Raw genomic sequence first — 22,781 nt, forward strand, 5'->3', positions numbered from 1 at the left:
ATGACGTTGTTTAAGAGCTGAGAATGAAGAAGGAGATATGCAGAGTGACGATTAAAGCGATCTTGTTTGATTTGGATGATACTTTATTATGGGATGAAAGAAGTGTACAAGAGGCCTTTAAGGCTACCTGTGAGGAAGCTGCTAAGCATGTTTCAGTGGATCCTGAAGCCTTGGAAGCAGCTGTTCGTAAGGAAGCTAGGCAGCTCTACGAGTCTTATGAAACATTTCCCTTTACGAAGAGAATAGGCATTAATCCTTTTGAGGGCTTGTGGGCTAATTTCAGTAATGGTAATAATGAACATTTCCAAAAGTTGGAGCTGCTGGCACCAGAATACAGAACGGCTTCCTGGACAAAAGGTTTACAAGCGCTAGGTATAGAGGATAAGGAACTGGGTCGTAAGCTGGGAGAGCAATTTCCAGCCGAACGCCGTGCGAGACCTTTGATTTATGAGGAAACCTTTGAAGTTTTGGATCAGCTTAAACATAAATACAAATTGCTGCTGCTAACGAACGGAGCTGTCGATCTGCAAAGTGAGAAGCTTGCAGGTGTTCCTGAACTTGCCGGATACTTCGAGCATATTATTATTTCAGGTGAATTTGGGGAAGGGAAACCTTCATTAGCGATTTTTGAGCATGCCCTACGCTTGTTGAATATAGAACCTGCTGAAGGAATCATGATAGGGGATAAGCTTACGACAGATATTCTTGGTTCAGGTGGAGCAGGCCTTTCCAACATTTGGATCAATTATCATAATGTAAAGCGCAATGATGACATTATTCCTAAACATGAGGTTTCCCGTTTACGCGATATATTGCCCATTATAGAGGGATTGTAATCAGACAAAAAGCCCGATCATTTTATCAGGAGATGACCTGATGGAAGGATCGGGCTTTTATAACACTGCTTGTTTATTAAGCTTTTGTGAAATTAGGATCATCTACATTATAAGCTACCCAGCCGTCTTTCTCGATGAAAAGGCGAACGGCGACAATTTGGCGATTTTCCATCAGCGTAAAGAAATGATTAACATTCTCAGGTACCGAGATGACATCACCAGCTTCGAGTTCCACATCGAAATAGCCAATTTCACCTTCCGCTTTAATAATGAAGATGCCTTGACCGGAAACGATTGCCCGTATTTCATCCTCAGTATGAGTGTGAACCTGTTCGAATTTTTTCAGTAGTTCCTCAATATTAGGTGTAGAGTCGGACAAAGAGATTACATCCCAGATTTCATAACCGCGTCTGCCTGCAAGGTCGCGTATTTCTGCATCATAGGTTTCAAGAATTTGTGCTTTCTCCTCATCGCTAAGAATGTATTTCTCGCGCAGAGGGTCTGCCAGTTTATTGATGTCCCAGTGCTCATAGACAACATTTTGTTTATCCAAGAAGGCCTTTACTTCAGCCTCATCTGAAATGCGCTCATTTGTATTACGAATGCGAATTTGTGCCATGTTTATCCCTCTTTCTTATCATTCGATACTTTGAATTCCTGATATACTTTGTATTATAGTGCATATCATTCCGGATGTCGATGGATTCTGATAAGAAAAACCAAGAGAACCTATAGGAAATATTGATATTTTAAATTCTTCCCTTACTGACGTGATTCTGATAGACTAAATGGTATCAAATTGATCGTTCTTCATTATGATACAGTTAGAAGCAGCTAGGATAATTTGAAAGGAAGAAGAACATGAATAAAGCAACAATAGAAGAGCAGTTAAAGAAGAAAATATTAATTCTGGACGGTGCAATGGGCACGATGATCCAGCAGGAGAATTTGACTGCGGATGACTTTGGCAGTGACGATTTGGACGGCTGCAATGAAATTCTTGTTCTTACACGACCTGACGTTATATTGAAAATACATGAAGATTATTTTGCCGCTGGGGCAGATATTATTGAAACGAATACATTCGGCGCAACAAGCGTTGTACTGGCAGAGTATGATCTTCAAGACAAAGCCCGGGAGATTAATATAGCTGCAGCTCAATTGGCTGTTCAGGCGGCAAATAAATATTCTACACCGGAATGGCCGCGGTATGTAGCTGGCGCACTGGGACCCACAACAAAAACCTTATCAGTCACTGGTGGAGTGACCTTTGACGAGCTTGAGGAAAGCTACTATGAGCAGACATATGCTTTGGTAGAATGTGGTGTGGATGCTATATTAATTGAGACTTCTCAAGATACACTTAATGTGAAGGCGGCAAGCATCGGCGTTCGAAGAGCTTTCGAAGAGCTGGGTGTGAAGCTTCCTATTATGATATCGGGAACCATTGAGCCAATGGGGACCACCCTGGCGGGGCAAAATATTGAATCCTTCTATATATCACTTGAACATCTGAAGCCTATTTCCATTGGGCTGAACTGTGCCACGGGTCCTGAATTTATGCGTGATCATATTCGGACACTTTCGCAAATTGCGGAGTCGGCAATCAGTTGTTATCCGAATGCTGGTTTGCCTGATGAGAACGGGCATTATCATGAATCTCCAGAATCGCTTGCCAAGAAAATGGCGGGCTTTGCTGAGCAGGGCTGGTTGAACATCGCTGGTGGCTGCTGCGGTACTACACCTGAGCATATCCGGGCCATGGCCGAAACACTGGCTAATTACAAGCCAAGGGCTGAATTAGGGATTCATCCTCCCGCTGTATCAGGGATCGAGACTGTATATATAGAACCAGAAAACCGGCCTATTATGATTGGAGAGCGCACGAACATTTCTGGCTCCAGAAAGTTTAAAAGGCTGATCAAAGAAGAGAAATTCGATGAGGCTTCAGAAATAGCACGTGCCCAAGTTAAGAATGGAGCTCACGTCATCGATGTTAACTTGCAGGATACCGATATTGATGAAGCTTTTGCTATTCATCATTTTCTTCCGGAGGTAGTTAAGAAGATCAAGGCTCCTTTGATGCTGGATTCTACTTATGATCATATTATTGAGCTGGGCTTGAAATATTCCCAAGGTAAAGCCATTATTAACTCGATAAATCTCGAAGACGGTGAGGTCAAATTCCAAGGGATCGTCCCGCTGATTCATCGTTACGGCGCTTCTGTCGTTGTAATCTTAATTGATGAAAGAGGGCAGGCCGTTACCCGGCAAGCGAAAATGGAAGTAGCGAAACGTTCCTACGATCTGCTCGTCCAAAAATATAAGATAAACCCAGAGGATATCATTTTTGACCCTAATATGTTTCCGGTCGGTTCAGGAGATCCTCAATATATCGGCTCGGCAGTGGAAACAATTGAAGGCATTCGCTTAATTAAAGAAGCATATCCAGAAACCAAGACGATTCTTGGACTCAGCAACATCTCCTTTGGATTACCCGATGCGGGAAGAGAGGTTCTGAACTCAGTTTATTTGTACCACTGCACCAAAGCCGGCCTGGATTATGCCATAGTCAACACGGAAAAGCTCGAAAGATATGCCTCAATACCAGAAGAAGAACGCCGCCTGGCGGAAAATTTAATTTATAACACAAATGATGACACATTAGCAGAGTTTGTCGCCCATTTTCGGGTGAAGAAGGTAGAGAAAAAAGAAAAACTTTCGACTTTATCTCTTGAGGAACGCTTAGGCTCTTACGTAGTTGAAGGAACTAAAGAGGGATTGATTCCTGATCTGCAGGAAGCCTTGAATAAATACTCTCCTTTACAGGTAATCAACGGACCTCTTATGCGTGGTATGGAACAGGTAGGGAAGCTGTTTAATAATAATGAGCTGATTGTAGCAGAGGTGCTGCAAAGTGCAGAAGTTATGAAGGCGTCTGTCAATTATCTGGAGCCTTTTATGGAGAAATCGGAAACTTCTGTGAAAGGTAAAATCATCCTTGCCACGGTCAAGGGCGATGTTCATGATATTGGAAAAAATTTGGTGGAAATCATTCTTTCGAACAATGGCTACAAGATTGTAAATTTGGGGATCAAGGTACCACCTGAGCAACTAATTGAAGCCTTCAAAAGAGAACAGCCTGATGCCATTGGGCTATCCGGTCTTCTGGTGAAATCGGCCCAGCAAATGGTTATTACTGCACAGGATTTACGGAGCGCAGGGGTTGATGTACCGATTCTGGTCGGCGGCGCGGCGCTTACCCGTAAATTTACCAAAACAAGAATTGCTCCCGAATACGATGGCGTGGTTCTGTACGCGAAGGATGCTATGGATGGCCTCGATATCGCTAACAAGCTAAGTGATCCGGAGCAGCGTAAAAAATTGATCCAGGAGCTTAGAGAGAGCAAGGATTCCGATGTGATGGATGCTGGCAAAAAAGAAGATCTTATGCCAAAGCTTACCCGGGTTACCAGTTCGGCCATTTCCAAAGACGTACCTGTTCATGTGCCACCAGATTTGGAACGTCATATTCTTCGTGACTATCCCATCGGGCATATTATGCCATATGTAAACATGCAGATGCTGCTTGGCCATCACCTGGGCTTGAAAGGCAAAGTGGAGCGATTGCTTGGTGACAAGGATGCCAAAGCGCTGCAGTTGAAGGAAACGGTCGATTCGATCTTTCAGGACGCGCAGAGAAAAGGTATCATTCAAGCGCATGGCATGTATCGATTCTTTCCTGCACAATCCAGCGGGGACGATGTTCTTGTCTATGATCCAGAAGATCACACAAAGCTGCTGCAAAAGTTTACTTTCCCGAGACAGGATAAAGCGCCCCATTTCTGTTTAGCCGATTATCTGAGATCAGTGGACAGCAATGAAATGGATTATGTTGGATTCTTGTTGGTTACCGCGGGGCATGGAATTAATGAACTCGCTAAAATATGGAGGGATAACGGAGAGTACCTGAAGTCTCATGCTTTGCAAGCTTCGGCGTTGGAAGTCGCAGAGGGCTTTGCTGAGAGAATCCACCATATTATGCGTGATGTATGGGGCATTCAGGATCCGCCGCAAATGACTATGCAGGAGCGTTTCGGTGCGAAATATACGGGACAGCGGTTCTCCTTTGGTTACCCTGCTTGTCCAAACCTGGAAGATCAGGCGCAGCTTTTCGCTTTGCTTAAGCCTGAGGACATGGGCGTTGAGCTTACTGAATCCTTTATGATGGAGCCGGAAGCTTCCGTTTCCGCCATTGTCTTCGCACATCCGGAAGCACGCTACTTTAACGTTGATAAGGCTTGATTAAAAAAAAAGGCGAATGGCACTACCAAACCTCATAAGGAATGGAGGCCTTCGCCTTTATGTATTTCATGCATCATAACGGTGTCCACTTAAACGCATGTAGATCATGCTCTTATGGGAATGATAGGGAAAATTGCGTAATCGATATTAATTAAGAATGGGGTAGGCTTCAGTGGAATTATATTTTCTGGGGACAGGAGCAGGCATGCCTTCCAGGCAGCGTAATGTCACTTCAATTGCGCTTAATCTGCTTTCAGAACGAGGCGTTTATTGGCTGTTTGACTGTGGTGAGGGTACGCAGCAGCAAATTCTGCGTTCACATGTTAAGCTGGGGCGGACGGAGAAGCTGTTTATTACCCATTTACATGGCGATCACATTTATGGATTACCGGGTCTTTTGACCAGTCGTGCTTATTTAGGTGGGGAAACCCCATTGACTTTATATGGCCCAAAAGGGCTCAAAAGCTTTGTGGAGCATTCTCTGGCGATTAGTCAAGCTCATTTAAGTTATTCCTTGAAGATCGTTGAAATTGAAAACGAGGGCTTATTGTTTGAGGATGCAGGCTTTATAGTCGAAACTTCAAGACTAGAGCACCGGATAGAGAGCATAGGCTATAGAATAGTTGAAAAGGATCAGCCAGGAAAGCTGCAGCACGAAAAGCTGGCAGCCATGGGCGTAGCATCGGGTCCCATATATGGGCAGTTAAAGCAGGGTAAATCCGTAGTGCTGGAGGATGGCCGTATCTTAAACGGCGCTGACTTTGTCGGGCCTCCATTGAAAGGCCGGAAGGTTGTTATATTGGGGGATACGAAATACTGCCGCGGCGCTGTGCATTTGGCTAGAGGAGCAGATATATTGGTTCATGAGGCGACTTTTGCTAAAGACCGTCAAGAACTGGCAGAAGCATATGCACATGCTACAACTACGGATGCGGCTCGAACAGCTAAAGAAGCGGGTGCAGCCGTTCTAATCATGACACATATCAGTTCCCGCTATCAGATCGATGATGAGGAGCAGCTTCTGGAAGAGGCAAGAAGTGTACATCTGCAAAGCTATGTGGCTAAAGATTTTTGGAGTATGGAGATCGAGAGGGCATAAGATAGAAGGATAAACAGCCTCTCCCGAAAAGGAGGGGCTGAATAGAAATTTTACATTTGAATCTACTGCTGTGATTCGTCTTTTTTTTCCTCAATAAAAGCTTGTATACTTTTTTCGCGACGCTCATTTTTAGCTTGAATGGACTGCTTTTCACCTTCACTGATTTCATCAGCATGTTCATCCAGATAGTCTTCTGCTTCTTGCAGGTTTGCTTCGGTATGATCAATATGCTCTTGCAGATGAACTTCGTTGTCTTCTCGGTTATCAGGCTTTGCCATTTAAAAACCTCCACATATTTCTTAGTAATCAGACAAACCTTACGATTTACTAAAAGTGGGGAATTTATTCAAAATAGCACCTTAACTTTACATTCATTTCAGGTTTAAAGGAGAAATCATGCTGGGATTTGCAATATTGCTAGGCTTTAATCTCGTAGGTAATTGGATTCAATGGAGTCTACATGTACCTTTGCCTGGAAATGTTATTGGCCTTATTTTATTTACCGCGGCACTTTTTCTTAAGATCATCAAACTTAAATGGGTAGATGTAACAGCATCCTGGCTAACGGGTCATATGCTGCTTTTCTTTATTCCCTATGTGGTAGGAACAATCGTATTTTTTCCGCTTATCGGAGCGAACTGGATTTCAATAGGTGTTGGGCTTGTGGGGAGCACGATAGGTGTATTGGTGGTAACGGGGTTCATTACTTCAAAAATACAAGTGAAAGTGCGTGAAGGCGATGCATAAATGACGGGGCCAGAATGGATGTATCATCCGTTGTTTGGTGTTTCTCTTAGTGTGATCACGTATGCTGCAGCGCAATTGCTGCATGCCAGGTGGAGATGGCTTCATCCTTTATTTGTTTGCTCAGGCTTCATTATTGTTATTTTACTAGGCTTTCAAATTCCATATGAGGCTTTTAAGGTAGGTGGTGACATTCTCACCCTGCTGCTTGGGCCGGCAACAGTTGCGCTCGGTGTGCCGCTCTATAAAAACTTCAGCTTGATCAAAAAGCATATGGCCGGAATTCTGACTGCTGTAACTGTCGGGTCCATGGCGGGTATCGCAGGAGTGGCTGTGCTTGTTGGATTATTAGGAGGCAGCCGCGAGATTCTGCTCAGTATGCTGCCCAAAACGGTGAGCTCGCCTATAGCAATTGAAATATCGCGTCATCTGGCCGGGATCCCTGAGCTAACTGCTGTACTTACCGTATTGACAGGGCTTTTCGGAAGTATGTTTGGCACGAGCATCTTAAAATGGTTAGGTATTAAAAGTGACCTTTCCATTGGAATAGCCATAGGTACTGCGGCTCACGGCATTGGTACGGCAAGACTGATTAAGGATAATGAGGTTCAGGGAGGCGTCGCAGGTTTCGCGATGGGTGCAGCCGGGATCATAACTTCCTTATTGTTTGTCCCGATTTATCTTTGGCTGATCTAAAACAAACAGGACTTCTGCTGAGAAGTCCTGTTTGTTTATTATAGCTAAAGTTGTTTGCCAAATCCACCTTCGAAACAGGATTCTTCGACTGAACGGCGGTTGGAAGGAATTTCGCGTTCTTGGAGCTTTTCAGGAAGATCCAATTTGGAGCCCCTGTAACCAATTGCAATAACAGCGTAAATTTCATAATCCTCAGGCACTTCCAGAGCGGTACGGGCGGCATCAGGATTGAAACCAGCCATGGCGTGGGTGATCAGACCTTGATTAGAAGCTTCTAGAGCAAGATAACCCCAGGATGTCCCGGCATCAAAAGCATGTGTGCGAATGGTATCCCCTTGTGCATTTTTTGATTGCGAAGCAACCACAACGAGTACAGGCGCTTTGTCACACCAAACTAAATTAGACGGGTTGATGAAGGAGTGGAATTTCGCCCGGTCCTCTGCATTTCTGGCGATGATGAAGCGCCATGGTTGGGAGTTACCGCTCGAAGGAGCCCATCTTGCCGCTTCAAATAGGCTAAGCAGGACATCGTTAGGTACCTCCTGATTAGAAAAAGCACGTGGTGACCAGCGCGTTAGAAATTGTGGGTGAATTTCATGGTCAGGCTGTCTGTGTTCTTCTATTTCAGGTGTTATTTCAGAACTCATGATCATACCTCCTTTGATGCTTTTATAAGCCATTGTAACTGATGTCCGTGCCATAGACAAGTTGACTATAACTCATATGGTAATACTATTGTCATCCCTGGTTAATTGATTTGTATGCAACACTGTTCTATGGGATATAATAGCTTCTAGCAAGTATACATAGGAAAAAAGAGATGAGGTGTGAAGAGAATGAAATTTACTAGCCATGATATTACAATTATTGAGAGAGCTTTGAGAATTGCTATGAAAAGTGAGAAGATCGGGCACCGGAAAGATGATTACCACGAAGTGCTGCTGAAGCTTCAGGAAAGTGCAAAGCAGGTTATCGAACGGGAACGCGATGCTGAAAGTAATGAAGGAAAAGTACAGGATGGCATTCGCTATGACTATGATGACTCATCGGATCTTATTTAGCAGCTGAATTCAATTTTTACGATCTTCTAGAGCGTTCTGGAAGTTTTTTTTGCGTTCTTCAGTTCATGGTCAGTGTATTATTTTACTTAGTTGTGGAAGAAAGTTAAAAAACATTTGCCATACGAACGTATATTCTGTAAAATAAAAGAAACAAACACGGAAGGAGATTCACCTAATGAATCCTTTAACCGGCAAAGCTTCTTCCATTACCGAAATGATAGATTGGATTCGTCAGTCACCGGAAATTATGTCTCAGGTTACTTACTGGCATACGATACCGCCGCGTGAACCTCAGCTGGTTGATTTTCCAGAGGGGTTGCACGAGGGTATTCGCGCTGCTCTTCATCATAAGATGATACATAACATATATACGCATCAGGCTGAGTCTTTCCGCCAGGTTGTGGGCGGTAATCATGTAGTGACGGTAACGCCAACAGCATCCGGAAAGACGTTGTGCTACAACCTTCCTGTCCTGCAGAAGATTTTGGAGAACGATAGTGCCCGGGCGCTCTATTTATTCCCTACTAAGGCGCTGGCACAAGATCAGGTTGCTGAGCTTCAGGAAATGGTTAATTTCATGGAAGTTGATATTAAGACGCATACATACGACGGGGATACTCCGCCCACTGTCCGTCAATCCATTCGTAATGCCGGTCATATTGTCGTAACAAATCCGGACATGCTTCACTCCGCGATTTTGCCGCATCATACGAAATGGGTGAAGCTGTTTGAGAATTTAAGCTATATTGTCATTGATGAGGTGCATTCCTACCGTGGTGTATTCGGAAGCCATGTAGCTAATGTGATTCGCAGACTCAAACGAATTTGCCGGTTTTACGGCTCGAATCCGCTTTTCATCTGCGCTTCGGCTACGATCGATAATCCTAAAGAGCATACGGAACGCTTGATCGGCGAACAGGTAGCACTTGTTAACAATAATGGAGCTCCCGCGGGAGAGAAACATTTTGTTTTCTATAACCCGCCAGTTGTCAATCAACAATTGGGTATTCGTAAGAGTTCCGTGCTGGAAACCCGCAAGCTGGCAGGAACGCTGCTTCGCAGCGGCATCCAGACGATTGTGTTTGCGCGAAGCCGTGTGCGAGTTGAAATTCTGCTGACCTACCTGCAGGATCTTGTCCAGAATGAGCTGGGGAGCAAATCAATCCGCGGCTACCGCGGGGGTTATCTTCCCAAGCTGCGTCGGGAGATTGAGTCCGGGCTGCGCAGCGGACAAATCCGTGGCGTTGTAAGCACAAATGCATTGGAGCTTGGCATAGATATAGGCCAGCTCCAGGCATGTGTGCTAAATGGTTATCCAGGCACGATAGCCAGTACTTGGCAGCAGTCTGGGCGTGCAGGCAGGCGGCAGGAGAGCTCTCTGACAATTCTTGTGGCAAGCAGTAATCCGCTCGATCAATATTTGATCCAGAATCCGCGTTATTTCTTTGAGCGTCCACCGGAGCAGGCGCGCATTCATCCCGACAATCTGATTATTCTTGTAGATCATGTGAAATGTGCTGCTTATGAGCTTCCTTTTGAAGCGGGAGAACAATTCGGCGGGGAATCCTTAAAGGATATTCTTGAGTTTCTGACAGAGGAGCAGGTGCTCCATAGGGTCAAGGAGCGGTGGTATTGGATGGAGCAGTCATTTCCTGCCCATACGATATCTTTGCGTTCCGCAGCTCAGGAGAATTTTGTGATTATTGATATTACGAATGCCCTCAACCGTGTAATTGGGGAAGTCGACCGCTTCAGCGCGCCGACAATAATTCACGAGGAAGCTATTTATATCCACGAAGGCATTCAATTCCAGGTCGAGAAGCTGGATTATGAAGAGAAGAAGGCTTTCGTCCGCCAGGTAGATGTCGATTATTTCACGGATGCGAGCATGGCGGTGCAGCTAAAGGTGCTTCATGTGAACCGCACGGCCAGGAGTGGGGGGCTTTTGCGAGAACTGGGAGAAGTAACAGTAAATGCTAAACCAACCATTTTTAAGAAAATTCGTTTGAGGACACACGAGAACGTAGGTTCTGGTCCCATACATTTACCTGAGGAAGAGCTGCATACGAGCTCGTATTGGTTCACCCTCGACGAAACGCTGACAGCTGGGAGAACAACGAATGATATGCAGTACGCATTGCTGGGCATTGCTAATGTGCTCGTTCATATCGCCCCCTTATACCTGATGTGTGACCCCATGGATATTCGTGTCGTGGCGCAGGTTAAAGCTGTGCATAGCAAGCTGCCCACCGTCTTCATCTACGACCGTTATCCTGGCGGCGTTGGCTTGAGTGAACGACTTTATGAAGTTCATGGGCAGTTGATGGCTCAAGCAGGGAGTCTTATCGCGGCTTGTGGATGTCTTGGTGGTTGTCCGGCTTGCGTGGGACCTATCGAAGAGGTTGGTCTGCTTGGCAAGCAATTGGCTATGGAACTGCTTGAACAGCTCGAAGGCGGCAGCTTATGAGCAGCATGCGGGATAGATTGAATCGGCTTAAGAAACCTGAAGCCGCAAAGGCCCCTGTGTTGGCAGCATTCAATGATGATGACTGGACGATGCTCGATGCACATCTGGAGTCGAATGAGCATGGTTCCTTCATCCTGAGACGCCGCTCATACAGCTTGGATAGCTGTCACGGCAAATATCGGCTTGGAGAGCTCGCAGATCATGTGTATGAGCTTTCATGCTTCCATAATTCTGCTGCGGTTCAGCTTGATGAATTATTATTTTTTGATACGGAGACGACTGGACTTGGTGTAGGCGCTGGCAATGTGCCGTTTATGGTTGGTATCGGTTATTACTGCGTAGGGCAATTCATTATAGAGCAATTGTTTATGCGAAACCCAAGTGAAGAGCTGGCCATGCTTCTATACTTGCAAGAAAAGCTAGAGAGGTATACGCATATCGTTTCGTACAATGGCCGCACATTTGACTGGCCTATTCTAAAGAATCGTTATGTGCTGAACCGCCTTGCGTTAGACGACTCATCTTTGCGGCATTTGGACTTACTGTACCCATCTAGAAGCCTTTGGCGAAATTCTTTGCCTTCTTGCCGACTAAGCATGGTGGAAGAAGAAAGGCTTGGTTTTACGAGGCATAATGATGTTCCAGGATCTCTGGCACCCACACTTTATTTTCAGTATTTGGCTGAGAAGAATGCGAGTGTGCTTAGTGGCTTATTTGTGCACAATGAACACGATATTGTTAGTTTAGCTGCACTTTCAATCCATTTTGCCAAGCTGCTAAGTGGAGAGTGTTCGCAATGCAACCTTTCGGATACTCTTAGTGACACAGAATGGACGTCAAGTGAAGAAGAATATCGTACGGCAGTATGGCTGGAGAAGATGGGTCGCTTAGAACTTTCTTCTACAGTTTTTGATCGTTTAAGGACCGCATTACTGGAAAACCAATTGCTTAATGAACGTAACGCGGAAGTATTGCTTTTGCTTGCCGCTTATTATAAAAAGAAGGGGATGTACCAGCATTCCGTTAAACTATGGTCGCGTCATATCGAACTAAAAAGCAACGGTATAGCTCTTAATATTGAGCCCTTGATTGAGCTGGCTATGTATTATGAACACCATGAGAAAAATATACATCAAGCGCTTGTTTATACGGAAGAGGCCTGGGAGAAGCTGCGATTAAGAAGAACTTTATCCAGGGTTGAAAGAAAGCAATCTGACATTGAGCATGCGATCACCCGGCGTATGGATCGGCTAAAGCTGAAAATGCTCTTGAAGGAGCAAAAGTTAATGTACGCGGCGGAAGCTGAGGCTGCGACGGTTTCCCATACTAGCGCTCATTATAGAGAAACGCCTGTCAAAGTCCGCGGTCATCATACATCACCTAAGCGTTCAGGCAAGCCTCGGCGCAGCAAGCCGGTTTATGTGATGGAAAGTCTGATATAAACGATAAATTGTTAGCCCTTTAATGCACAGGTGCGTTTAACTTACTTGGCGAATGGAAATACCAAGAAGAAAAACGATCGGAGTGAAATCCTATGCCTGAACTTCCGGAAATGGAAAACTACCGGAGGCTGCTGATTCCGTTAATCTGTCAAAAACAAATCTCGGACGTAGAAATCACAAGGACTAAATCGATAAACGTTGACCCGGAAGTCTTTCGTGAGCAGCTTGTGGGTACTTATATTGTCAGCATAGAGAGAAGAGCGAAGCATTTGCTTTTTCACTTGTCTACAGACCATGTGCTGGTGCTTCATTTGATGCTGGGAGGCTGGATATTTTTTGGGAATGAAGAGCAAAAGCCAGATCGGACAACACAAGTAGTCATTCATTTCGGAACGATGAAACTATATTTTATCGGTCTGCGACTAGGTTATTTACATCTATTCACACGCAGTCAAGTGCCAAAGTTGCTTGCAAAACTGGGCCCGGAGCCCTCGGAACCTTCGTTGACTCCCACAGATTTTCAAAGGCTCATCAAGTCTAGAAAATCAAATCTTAAAGTCACTTTGGTAGATCAGAGCTTTTTATCCGGTATTGGTAATTGTTACTCTGATGAAATCTGCTTTTATGCAGGTATATTGCCTGCCAGAAAAGCTAACGCTCTCAGCCTAGAGGAAGAAAGGCGCCTATACGAAGCTATTCATAGTGTTCTGAATGAAGCCACGCGATATGGCGGATATATGGAATCACCTTTATTTGTGGGTGATCAGCTAACAGGACAATTTGATTCTATGTGCCGGGTCTATGATCGCGAAGGTGAGCCATGCTTTCGCTGCGGCAGCAAAATAATTAAGGATGAGATATCCTCGAAAAAATGCTTTTACTGCAGTAACTGCCAATCTTAAACACAAGAAGAAATAAAGGAGGCATGAATGATGTATATCGGCTCCCATGTGAGCATTTCCAAAGGCGGTTATGCAGCCGCGGCTAAAACGGCATATGGGATCGGTGGTACTGCCTTCCAATATTTCCCCAAAAATCCTAGAAGCCTAGTGACTAAACCTTTATGGAACCATCAGGATACTGAAGCATGTGCTCGTTTCAGCAAAGAGAATGGTCTTTTATCGATCGCGCATGCACCTTATCCATTAAATCTTGCTGCCGATCAGCCTCAGCAAAGGATCATGCTGGATGCCTTAATTAATGCGCTTGAAATCACTGAAGCTTGCGGCTCTGTAGGTCTTGTGGTACATTTCGGTAAGTATCGTGGAAAAGACTCGTTACAAGGCTACAAAAATATTATACAATTAATAAATGAAGCACTGCGGCACTGGAAGGGTAAATCACTGCTTCTTTTGGAGAACCAGGCGGGAGAAGGTTCTGTAATGGGAACGACGATGGAAGAGCTCGTGCAGGTACGTTCATTATGCGAAACCCCTGACAAGATTGGATTTTGCCTCGATACTTGTCATGCTTTTGCCAGTGGAATTTGGAAAGGGGCCGATTGGCAGCGTTTTGAGGAAACCGGAGTGAAGCTGGGTTATTTTCAACAGCTCAAAGCTGTTCATCTGAATGACTCGCTTTATCCGTCAGGCTCCAGGCGTGATCGTCATGCTAATATTGGCCAAGGGCAAATCGGAACGGATGCGATCAAGCAGTTGCTCGCTTCCTACTATTTGAAGGAAATACCCGTTGTGTTGGAAACGGGAGCTGCTAGAGATGGAACTCATAGAATTGAAATTGCCCTTGTCCGTAAACTTGCGGAGAATCCTTAGGAAGGTGGCATCGAATGTGATTCACGTTTATTTGGACGATATGCGACCTTGCCCAAAAGGCTTTATTCCTGCTCACAATGCCGATGAATGTATGATATTATTAGAGGATTGTGATGTGAACATTTTATCGCTCGATCATGATTTGGGCTGGAATCAGAAAAATGGCTCCGATGTAGTCAATTGGATGATTGAAAAGAAGCGTTTCCCCAAAGAGATATATTTACATTCTTCAAGCCTTCCAGCAAGAAAACAGATGTATGAAAGACTATATATGGCTAAGCCTGAAGAGGTCCTTCTTTATCAGATTCCAATTCCCGAAGCAAAACTTTATCAAATTGCAACAGAAATACGTACATAGCGCAAAGCATAAAGGCGCTTAAGAGAGGAATATCGTACATCATGATTCAATTAAAAGATATTGCATACATCCGCGACAACAGAAACATTTTGCAAGATGTAAACCTTCATATCAAGGAAGGCGAACATTGGGTCATTCTTGGAAAGAACGGTTCTGGAAAAACTACGTTGCTAGAGCTGATGAACGGCTATGAATTTCCAACTGCAGGAAAAGTGCAAGTGCTTGGGAATTTATATGGACAATGTGACGTGAGAGAGGTGCGTAAAAGCATCGGCTATATTAGCCAATCCTTGTTTGAAAAGATGAATCTCGCTGATCCGGTGTGGGAGATTGTTGCCACTGGTGAATATGCCTTCCTCCGTTTTTATCAGGATATACCTGAGGAAGTCATTGAAAAAGCGGTTCGCATGCTGGAGAGCGTCAGGCTTGGGCATCTCAAGGACCAACTGCTAGGGACACTTTCGCAGGGAGAACGTAAGAAAGTGATGCTGGCACGAGCGCTGATGATGAATCCGACTATTTTAATAATGGATGAACCTGCGTCAGGCCTGGATTTATATGAGAGAGAGCGCTTGCTTCTTGACATCAATGAACTTAGTAAGCAGCAAATCACTGTCGTCTATGTTACCCATCATATTGAAGAAATTATTCCACTCTTTACCCATGTTGCATTAATCGATGAAGGCAAGCTTATCGCAGCGGGTCCTAAGCATGAGGTGCTCCATGCGGAAAATCTTTATAAAGCTTTCGATGTCCGGGTTGAACTGGAATGGTTTCAGGAACGGCCTTGGATCAAGGTACTTCCAGAATGACCAGTACAACCACACCCAGTACTGGTTCCAGATTTATTGGAACTTCTAATCATGGCTATTGTCAGCATGCGCAGGAAGAACTAAAACGTCTGTTTCCGGAAATCCGGTATACACTATTAATTCCGACTGAGGTTTTTTTGTTTGAGGTTCCGGTTTCTGCTCAAGAGGCTGTTGAGTTGATAAAGCAGAAGGAGCCTATGTTTCTAAGGCATATACAACCTGTAGATTTTGCGTGGGAAGGTTCCCGTTCTGATACAGACCTAGATAATTTGGTCCAATGGTTACAACAAAATGTTAATTTCAGCGCGGGTGAGAAAATCGCTGTTCAAGTACGTAAAGAAGAGCGATCTCAGGCAGCATACACACCTTTTTCAGTAAAACAAGCTATTGATGGATTGTTGACCTCTGTGTATGGGGCAGAGCCTGTTGTTAAAGAAGCAGAGCGAATCATTTCTGTATATGTTACTGCTACAAAATTTTATGCGGGCATATCACGTCCTAAGGACAATCTTTCCGATTGGGCTGGCGGAGCGATCCGCTTTCATAAGAATGAAGAGCAAATATCACGTGCGCAGTTTAAACTGCTGGAAGCAGAGCAGCGTTTTGAACTCGATTTCAGCTCCTACCATTTGGCTCTAGACATTGGCGCAGCACCTGGTGGTTGGACGTCTTTACTGCTCGAAAGAGGGCTCAGGGTAACAGCGATTGATCCTGCCAATATGCACCCAACGTTGATCCAGCACCCGCGGCTTACATTTCTAAAGAAAAATGCGGGCGACGTTAAGTTAAAGAAGGATGAATTTGACCTGCTAGTCTGTGATATGAGCTGGGATCCTAAACAGATGGCCAGGCTAGTGAGCGACCTGCTCTATGCGGTAAAAAGCGGTGGAACGTTAATCATAACGGTTAAACTGATGCATAAAAAGCCATTTCAAACAGTCAGGGAGCTTCTGCATATGTTTGGATCTGAACTTCTTTTGGTCAAAGCGAAACAATTGTTTCACAATCGCGAGGAATTAACACTTTACATGCTTAAACAAACAGATTTATAAATAAGATTGCAGAAACATATGGATTTTTATAGTTCGCCCCCTTATAATCAAGGTAATTCTTACCTATTAAGGGGGCGATTGGTTTATTGTGAAAAACAAAAAGTTAAAAGTTGGAGATACGTTAGGAGGAAGATATCGGATTGAAGGGTTGTTAGGCGAAGGTGGAATGAGCCATGTATATCTCGCCGAGGATTTAAAGTTAAAAGGGAAAAAATGGGCTGTCAAGGAATGTTACTCAATCGGCACAGACGCCCAGACCTTTCTAGACGAAGCGGAAATGCTGGCTCAACTGCAGCACCCTCAGCTTCCGCAATTAATTGATTATTTCATAACTGAAACGGATGAAATTGCTTATTTGGTTATGGATTACATTCAAGGTCCTACGCTGCATGATGTATTTGAGCGTAATGGTAGAGTGCTATCCGTAGAGTCTATCATTCGCTATGCGCTTCAGTTATGCGATTTGTTCCATTATCTGCATTCGTTTCGCCCAAGGGCAATTATTTTTCGTGACTTGAAGCCTGGTAACGTGATGATTAATGAGCATGATCAAGTAAGATTGATCGATTTTGGTGTAGCCAGGCATTTTACTGCAGGTAAACATGCGGATACGCTTCAACTGGGAACAATAGGCTTCGCCTCGCCCGAGCAATTGAATGCCACGCAGACTGATCCGCGATCTGATCTGTACACATTAGGTGCCATGATGTTCTACTTGCTATCTGGAGGGAAGTATCCTTATTTGACTCAGACTCCTCTTGCTGAGTTATTTCCTGATCTACCCAAAGGTCTCACGGATACGGTACAAATGCTGCTTCAAGAAAATCCCCAGAATCGCTGTCAGTCTGCTGCAGAAGTTAAACAGAGATTGAATGGGCTGCAGCCTCCTACTACAAACTCAAAACATAAATGGGCCCTTAACAAACAGCGGAATGAAAGTGCATTAGTTACAAATAAATTGATCGTAGTTGGAGGCTTGTATGCTGGTGTAGGAGCAACTTTTACAGCTGTTTCATTAGCTCGAGTGCTAAATGCTAGTGGTATTCCTCAAGCGTTGGTGGAACAACCAACCAATGAACCGGATTTATATATGCTTCTTTTTGGAGATAGCAAGGCCCCTGAGGCATATAAGTTTGCTTCCGATATGACTGATTCTATAATAAAGCCTGCTCATGGGCTGCAATGGGAGAACGGTCTGACTACATGGGTCCCCACAAATCCACTAGGTTTATCGAATCAAGCTGGCTGGACAGGCTCTGATTCTTTGAAGCTGCTGTATGCCATTAAAAAGCCGGTTGTCATTTGGGACATTTCAGCGAACTGGGAAGAGGCATCCGTGCAAGAGCTGTGTCGCAGTGCAGATGAAATACTGGTGGTTGTTGATGCCTCTCCTGGAAAGCTTAACCGTTCCAGCTCACGTGCCCATATGGATAGGCTCATGGGGTACCGCACACATGGCAAATCAGTGAGATTCATCGCTAACCGCAAAATACCTGCGGGCATTCGCCGTGAATGGCTTGATTCCCTGTCCCACGATTTATTGTGTATGCTGCCAGAGATCCCCTATGACCAGGTGATGAAGGCCATATGGAGAGGGGATTGCATACAAGATCAGCCGCTGATTATGGATAAATTAAAGTCTGCTTTCCAACCTCTAATAAGCGAAATGTTTTCAGTGGGAATGCGGACTGCTTCAACCTCAAAGTCAAAATCGTTGTTCTCTGTACTGAAGATGTTTTCTGAGAAAAAACTATAAATGTAAAATTGCAACGGTCGATTTCTTGTATGGTCTACTTTCTCAGCTCTAACTTGTTTGGCTGGAGAAGGTTTCTTAGCTCTGATTTTATGTTACAATCTATATCATATTGTTGAGAGTGTTGCTATAAATTAAAAAGACTCGGAGGCTTACCAATGAAACATGAAATCTTATACCAGGGTGCATTTCCTCTTGTTAAGGTGCTGCTGGATTCCGGAGAAACTGTAAAAGCTGAAGCAGGTGCTATGGTTTCAATGTCACCTAATATTGAGCTTAAAGGAACAGTAGATGGTGGATTAATGAGAGGTCTTGGGAGAATGCTTAGCGGCGAGAAATTCTTTTTTCAAGAACTTACTGCCAGCAAAGGACAAGGGGAGGTGCTTCTGGCACCATCCGCAATAGGGGATATTCAGTCTATTGAATTAGATGGTTCCTATAAGCTATATGTGCAAAAGGATGGGTTTCTTGCTGGAACTAGCGGAATTGAAGTCAACACAAAGATGCAAAATCTGATGAAGGGATTTTTGTCGGGTGAAGGTTTCTTTATCGTTGAAATCAGCGGCAGAGGTACTGTGTTCTTGTCCTCGTACGGAGCTATTCACGCGATTAATCTCGGACCCGGAGAAGAGGTTGTCATTGACAATGGGCATTTGGTTGCTTGGCCTGATTATATGCAGTACAAAATTGAAAAAGCTGCCAAGGGCTGGTTATCGAGTGTGACGAGTGGTGAAGGTGTTGTCTGCAGATTCCGCGGAGAAGGTGTCGTGCTTATCCAAACTAGAAATCCCGCCAGCTTTGGCGGATGGATTAAGCAGTTTATTCCGGGGGGCAGATAATTAAAAAAAGATTGTAATTTAACCGTAATATGGTATAATTTGTTCTATATCAAATTTGTGAAGCAGAAGCACTGCTGATCTCAGAGAATCTCTGGATCAGTGAGTGCTTTTTTTGTGTTTCGAGGAGGGTGATCATGGAAAGAAAACAAAAAGTTCGTTTGGCCATTATGCTTGCCATTATGGGGGTTTTTCTGGTGCTATGCGGGCTTTACCAGCTTACTTTACATTAGAACAGGAGGCTTGTATGGGAAAACTTCAACTGTTACTTCTTGACGAAGACTCGCATTATGCGGAAAGATTTGCCGCTTTTGTACGGACATCAGAATACGGCGATAAGCTGCAAATCAAGCTGTTTACGAAATGTGAGTATGTGTACAACCAACTTGAAACAGCAGTTACTCCGAGTATTCTTCTTGTTTCAGACCATTTTAAAAATGATTTTTTGTCAGTAAAAGATAACGTTTTTGTGATTTCGCTCAGCAGTTCTCTCTCAGGGGGGCAGGGACTAGTTACAACTGATGTTCCCAGAGTGTACCGGTATCAACCTTTGCAGCAACTGCTATCTTTAATGCTTGCTTTTTACAAAGAAAGGAATGACGCATTTCAAGCTTACTCCAATAAAGGGACAAAGGTTCTTTCCTTGTATTCTGCTCTGGGCAATAGTGGAAAGACGGTATCTGCCATCCATTTGGCGAAGGAGTTGGCGTTTCGTGGTAAGAGGGTGTTTTATCTGAGTCTGGAATCACCGAGCTCGGTATCACAGGTGTTAAGAGGGACTGATCCCCAGCATTTTTCTCAAATTTTATATTATACGAAAAGTGCGCCTGCTCTCCTTGAAGCTAAGCTGGAGCTGATAAAGAAAAATGACCCGCGGCTGGGTTTCGATTTTCTATCGCCCTGCCATCATCCACGTGAAGCACTGGAAATGAAGGCCGATCATATACAGCTTCTTATTGAAGCTTTGATAGAGCTGAACAGCTATGATTATATTGTGCTGGATTTGGAAGCTTCTCTGCATGCTCGAATATTGAGAGCTTTAGCTTTATGTGATCATATATTTTGGATTGTTCTTGATGATTTGAACTGTCTGTACAAGACAACAGAAATAAGGAAAGCACTTGGATTGTCAAATAAAGTGCATTATATCCTGAATAAATATACAGGCAGTGCTTACAATGATTTTCAGTCAGCGGACATTATATTCAAAGGATTCCTCCCTTATATCCCAGTATGGAAAACTGTACATTCCGCAGAGCAGATTTTATCAGCTTCCATTTTTTCCGAGCAAGTGTATGGGATATTTGAATCTGCTGTGTTATCCAGTCAGGAAGGAACTATTGCTTGATGAGTCAAGATCTCATGCTTAAATTGAAAGAGAAAATAAAAGAGCAGGTCGATTTATCGAGCTTCACATCCGATACCCAATTAAAGGAACTAATTGAAGAGGTCGTGTTCAATTGCTCAAGTGAGCAAGATTGGACTTCTGCTGATATGTTAGTGTGGGTGCAACGTCTCTTTCACTCATTTCGAGGATTGGATGTTTTGCAGCCGCTTATGGACGATCCGACTGTTACTGAAGTTATGGTAAATGGACCTGATCATATTTTTGTAGAACGGCAGGGTGGAGTTTACAGGCATCAGGCCTGCTTCGAAAGTGAAGAGAAGCTGGAGGATATTATCCAGACAATCGTTGCGAAGGTTAATCGGATCGTTAACCAAGGTACGCCTATTGTTGATGCTAGACTACCAGATGGCTCAAGAGTCCATATTGTACTGCCTCCAGTATCGCTCAATGGTCCGACGGTCACCATTCGTAAGTTTCCAGAACGACCGATGTCTATGCAGGATTTGATTGGAATGGGGAGTTTGACATCAGAGACAGCTGAGTTATTACAAAGCTTAGTTTCATGTGGCTACAATTTGTTTATAGGAGGAGGAACTGGCTCAGGGAAAACGACATTTCTGAATGCCTTAGCGGCTTCGATTCCTGCTGATGAGCGCATCATTACAATTGAAGACTCAGCAGAATTGCAAATCTGCAATGTGCCAAATCTGGTGCGAATGGAAACCCGGAATGCGAACACGGAAGGAAAAGGCGAAATCACGATTCGTGACTTAATACGAGCCTCACTGCGAATGAGACCCAATCGGATTATAGTCGGTGAAGTGCGCGGCGCGGAAGCTTTAGATATGCTGCAAGCAATGAATACTGGCCACGATGGATCTTTATCTACGGGTCACGCTAACTCTTCGGCCGATATGTTGAATCGACTGGAGACTATGGTTTTGAGCGGAGCTTCTCTTCCTATCGAGGTTATCCGCAAGCAGATTAGCTCTGCTATTGATATTATTGTTCATCTGAGCCGTATACGTGATCGGACTCGTAAGGTAACAGAAATTCATGAAGTGATGGAAGTGAGTGGAGGTAAAATTATATTGAATCCATTGTTTATTTTTAAAGAGACGGGAGAGACAGAGGAGCGCAAAGTTATCGGACAATTGGCATATACCGGAAATCATTTGCACAATGCATACAAGCTGCAAATGGCTGGTAAAGAGCTTCCAGATTGGTTTAATCGGGGAGGAGAGGAGAAGCTGTGTACTTAATGCTAGCTGCGTTGCTAACTGGGGCTGTTAGCTGGGTTATTCTACTTTGGAATGATCGGAGAAAGAGGCTGGTTAAGGAAGGTTCGACCTCTATGAGGTCTGTAAAGCTTCCTGCAGAAGAAAGCAGTTCAACTTCTTTGATTGATTATGAGTTCTATGAACTTTCGATTAAGGAAAAGTGGATATCCGTTTTCATGATTGCAATGCCCGCATTTATGATTGGTTATGTATTTTACAAAAATGTAGCACTAGCACTACTTTTTTCGGCAGTTGGTCTTATGTATCCAAAAGTTCGTAAAAAACAGTTGATCCAGAGCCGAAAAGGCAAACTAAATGTTCAATTCAAGCAGGCATTAAGCTGCCTTTCCTCTTCCTTATCTGCAGGGAAATCGATTGAAACAGCGTTTCGTGAAGCCTTGGAGGATCTTCGTATACTTTACCCCGGCCCCACATGCTTAATCGTGAATGAGTTCGGGATCATATGTAGAAGACTTGAAAATGGGGAACCAATTGAAGCTGCAGTACTGGACTTTGCAAAAAGATCCAACATTGAAGACGCCACCAGCTTTGCTGATGTATTCGTCACATGCAAACGGACAGGAGGGAACTTAGTAGAAGTTATGAAGCATACGTCGGAAATGATTGGAGAGAAGCTAGAAATTAAACAGGATATCTCTGTTATGATCGCGCAAAAAAAGTTTGAATCAAGGGTTCTCTTATTCGCTCCAATTCTGATTGTAGCAGTACTAAGCTTCAGTTCGCCTGAATATATGGAGCCTTTATACAAGGGGATTGGATTTGTAATTATGACTTTTTGTCTCATTGTATTAGGGGCTTGCTTTTGGCTAACTCAAAAAATTATGAATATTAAAGTATGAAAATGTTCACATGGATAGTGCTGTGTATAGAAATAATACCGCTTCTTATGTACTTATGGA

The 22,781-nt window shown here is 44.0% G+C and carries 21 protein-coding genes; 18 read left to right on the forward strand and 3 right to left on the reverse strand.

All coding sequences use genetic code 11. The features are described 5' to 3' along the window. The first annotated feature begins 44 nt into the window (after positions 1–44). On the forward strand, positions 45–836 hold the full coding sequence (locus J2Z66_RS32995; RefSeq protein WP_209977034.1) for an HAD family hydrolase: 792 nt from the start codon (positions 45–47) through the stop codon (positions 834–836). 76 nt (positions 837–912) lie between these two features. On the opposite strand, the gene mtnD is transcribed toward J2Z66_RS32995, so the two are convergent. Beyond that, positions 913–1,455 (reverse strand): acireductone dioxygenase, encoded by a 543-nt coding sequence (gene mtnD / locus J2Z66_RS33000; RefSeq protein WP_209977035.1) that lies wholly within the window; start codon positions 1,453–1,455, stop codon positions 913–915. A 242-nt stretch (positions 1,456–1,697) separates the two neighbouring features. On the opposite strand from mtnD, the gene metH reads away from it, so the two are divergent. Together metH and rnz are read left to right on the forward strand one after the other, a co-directional pair. Then, positions 1,698–5,141 (forward strand): methionine synthase, encoded by a 3,444-nt coding sequence (metH, locus tag J2Z66_RS33005; protein ID WP_209977036.1) that lies wholly within the window; start codon positions 1,698–1,700, stop codon positions 5,139–5,141. A gap of 172 nt (positions 5,142–5,313) precedes the next feature. Next, positions 5,314–6,240 carry a ribonuclease Z gene (rnz, locus tag J2Z66_RS33010; RefSeq protein WP_209977037.1) on the forward strand — a complete coding sequence of 309 codons (927 nt, stop codon included), beginning with the start codon at positions 5,314–5,316 and terminating at the stop codon, positions 6,238–6,240. A 62-nt stretch (positions 6,241–6,302) separates the two neighbouring features. On the opposite strand, the gene tlp is transcribed toward rnz, so the two are convergent. Continuing rightward, complete coding sequence (tlp, locus tag J2Z66_RS33015; RefSeq protein WP_209977038.1) at positions 6,303–6,518, reverse strand: small acid-soluble spore protein Tlp; 216 nt, start codon at positions 6,516–6,518, stop codon at positions 6,303–6,305. A gap of 118 nt (positions 6,519–6,636) precedes the next feature. On the opposite strand from tlp, the gene J2Z66_RS33020 reads away from it, so the two are divergent. Then, a complete protein-coding gene (locus J2Z66_RS33020) occupies positions 6,637–6,987 on the forward strand; it encodes a CidA/LrgA family protein (protein ID WP_209977039.1) in 351 nt (116 codons plus the stop codon). After that, a complete protein-coding gene (locus J2Z66_RS33025) occupies positions 6,988–7,680 on the forward strand; it encodes an LrgB family protein (protein ID WP_209977040.1) in 693 nt (230 codons plus the stop codon). It begins immediately after the preceding gene. Positions 7,681–7,724: 44 nt separating this feature from the next. On the opposite strand, the gene J2Z66_RS33030 is transcribed toward J2Z66_RS33025, so the two are convergent. Then, positions 7,725–8,327, reverse strand: a complete 603-nt coding sequence (locus J2Z66_RS33030) for a nitroreductase family protein (protein ID WP_209977041.1) — start codon at positions 8,325–8,327, stop codon at positions 7,725–7,727. Between the two features lie 189 nt (positions 8,328–8,516). Between J2Z66_RS33030 and J2Z66_RS33035 the strand changes: the two genes are divergently transcribed. The 13 genes from J2Z66_RS33035 (at position 8,517) to J2Z66_RS33095 (ending at position 22,721) form a co-directional block, all read left to right on the forward strand. Beyond that, entirely contained in the window at positions 8,517–8,741 is a 225-nt protein-coding gene (locus tag J2Z66_RS33035; RefSeq protein WP_209977042.1) for a hypothetical protein, read from the forward strand. A 175-nt stretch (positions 8,742–8,916) separates the two neighbouring features. Beyond that, a complete protein-coding gene (locus tag J2Z66_RS33040) occupies positions 8,917–11,208 on the forward strand; it encodes a DEAD/DEAH box helicase (protein WP_209977043.1) in 2,292 nt (763 codons plus the stop codon). Further along, positions 11,205–12,650, forward strand: a complete 1,446-nt coding sequence (locus J2Z66_RS33045) for a ribonuclease H-like domain-containing protein (protein ID WP_209977044.1) — start codon at positions 11,205–11,207, stop codon at positions 12,648–12,650. Before J2Z66_RS33040 ends, J2Z66_RS33045 begins: the two co-directional genes overlap by 4 nt. Before the next feature lie 92 nt (positions 12,651–12,742). Continuing rightward, positions 12,743–13,552, forward strand: a complete 810-nt coding sequence (locus tag J2Z66_RS33050; RefSeq protein ID WP_209977045.1) for an Fpg/Nei family DNA glycosylase — start codon at positions 12,743–12,745, stop codon at positions 13,550–13,552. 30 nt (positions 13,553–13,582) lie between these two features. Beyond that, positions 13,583–14,422, forward strand: coding sequence for a deoxyribonuclease IV (locus tag J2Z66_RS33055; protein ID WP_209977117.1), 840 nt, complete (start codon positions 13,583–13,585; stop codon positions 14,420–14,422). A gap of 16 nt (positions 14,423–14,438) precedes the next feature. Next, positions 14,439–14,780, forward strand: a complete 342-nt coding sequence (locus J2Z66_RS33060; RefSeq protein ID WP_209977046.1) for a cyclic-phosphate processing receiver domain-containing protein — start codon at positions 14,439–14,441, stop codon at positions 14,778–14,780. A 41-nt stretch (positions 14,781–14,821) separates the two neighbouring features. Further along, positions 14,822–15,592 (forward strand): ABC transporter ATP-binding protein, encoded by a 771-nt coding sequence (locus tag J2Z66_RS33065; protein WP_209977047.1) that lies wholly within the window; start codon positions 14,822–14,824, stop codon positions 15,590–15,592. Continuing rightward, a complete protein-coding gene (locus tag J2Z66_RS33070; protein ID WP_312894890.1) occupies positions 15,550–16,644 on the forward strand; it encodes an SAM-dependent methyltransferase in 1,095 nt (364 codons plus the stop codon). Before J2Z66_RS33065 ends, J2Z66_RS33070 begins: the two co-directional genes overlap by 43 nt. Before the next feature lie 88 nt (positions 16,645–16,732). Then, positions 16,733–18,400, forward strand: a complete 1,668-nt coding sequence (locus J2Z66_RS33075; RefSeq protein ID WP_209977048.1) for a serine/threonine protein kinase — start codon at positions 16,733–16,735, stop codon at positions 18,398–18,400. Between the two features lie 155 nt (positions 18,401–18,555). Beyond that, positions 18,556–19,236 (forward strand): TIGR00266 family protein, encoded by a 681-nt coding sequence (locus J2Z66_RS33080; RefSeq protein ID WP_209977049.1) that lies wholly within the window; start codon positions 18,556–18,558, stop codon positions 19,234–19,236. A gap of 244 nt (positions 19,237–19,480) precedes the next feature. Beyond that, positions 19,481–20,581 (forward strand): P-loop NTPase family protein, encoded by a 1,101-nt coding sequence (locus J2Z66_RS33085; RefSeq protein WP_209977050.1) that lies wholly within the window; start codon positions 19,481–19,483, stop codon positions 20,579–20,581. Further along, positions 20,581–21,843 (forward strand): TadA family conjugal transfer-associated ATPase, encoded by a 1,263-nt coding sequence (locus tag J2Z66_RS33090; RefSeq protein WP_209977119.1) that lies wholly within the window; start codon positions 20,581–20,583, stop codon positions 21,841–21,843. Before J2Z66_RS33085 ends, J2Z66_RS33090 begins: the two co-directional genes overlap by 1 nt. Then, entirely contained in the window at positions 21,843–22,721 is an 879-nt protein-coding gene (locus J2Z66_RS33095; protein ID WP_245376041.1) for a type II secretion system F family protein, read from the forward strand. The genes J2Z66_RS33090 and J2Z66_RS33095 overlap by 1 nt, the downstream gene beginning before the upstream one ends. Positions 22,722–22,781 lie beyond the last annotated feature (60 nt).

The organism is Paenibacillus eucommiae, from assembly GCF_017874215.1.
In the GTDB taxonomy this organism is placed as follows: domain Bacteria; phylum Bacillota; class Bacilli; order Paenibacillales; family NBRC-103111; genus Paenibacillus_AI; species Paenibacillus_AI eucommiae.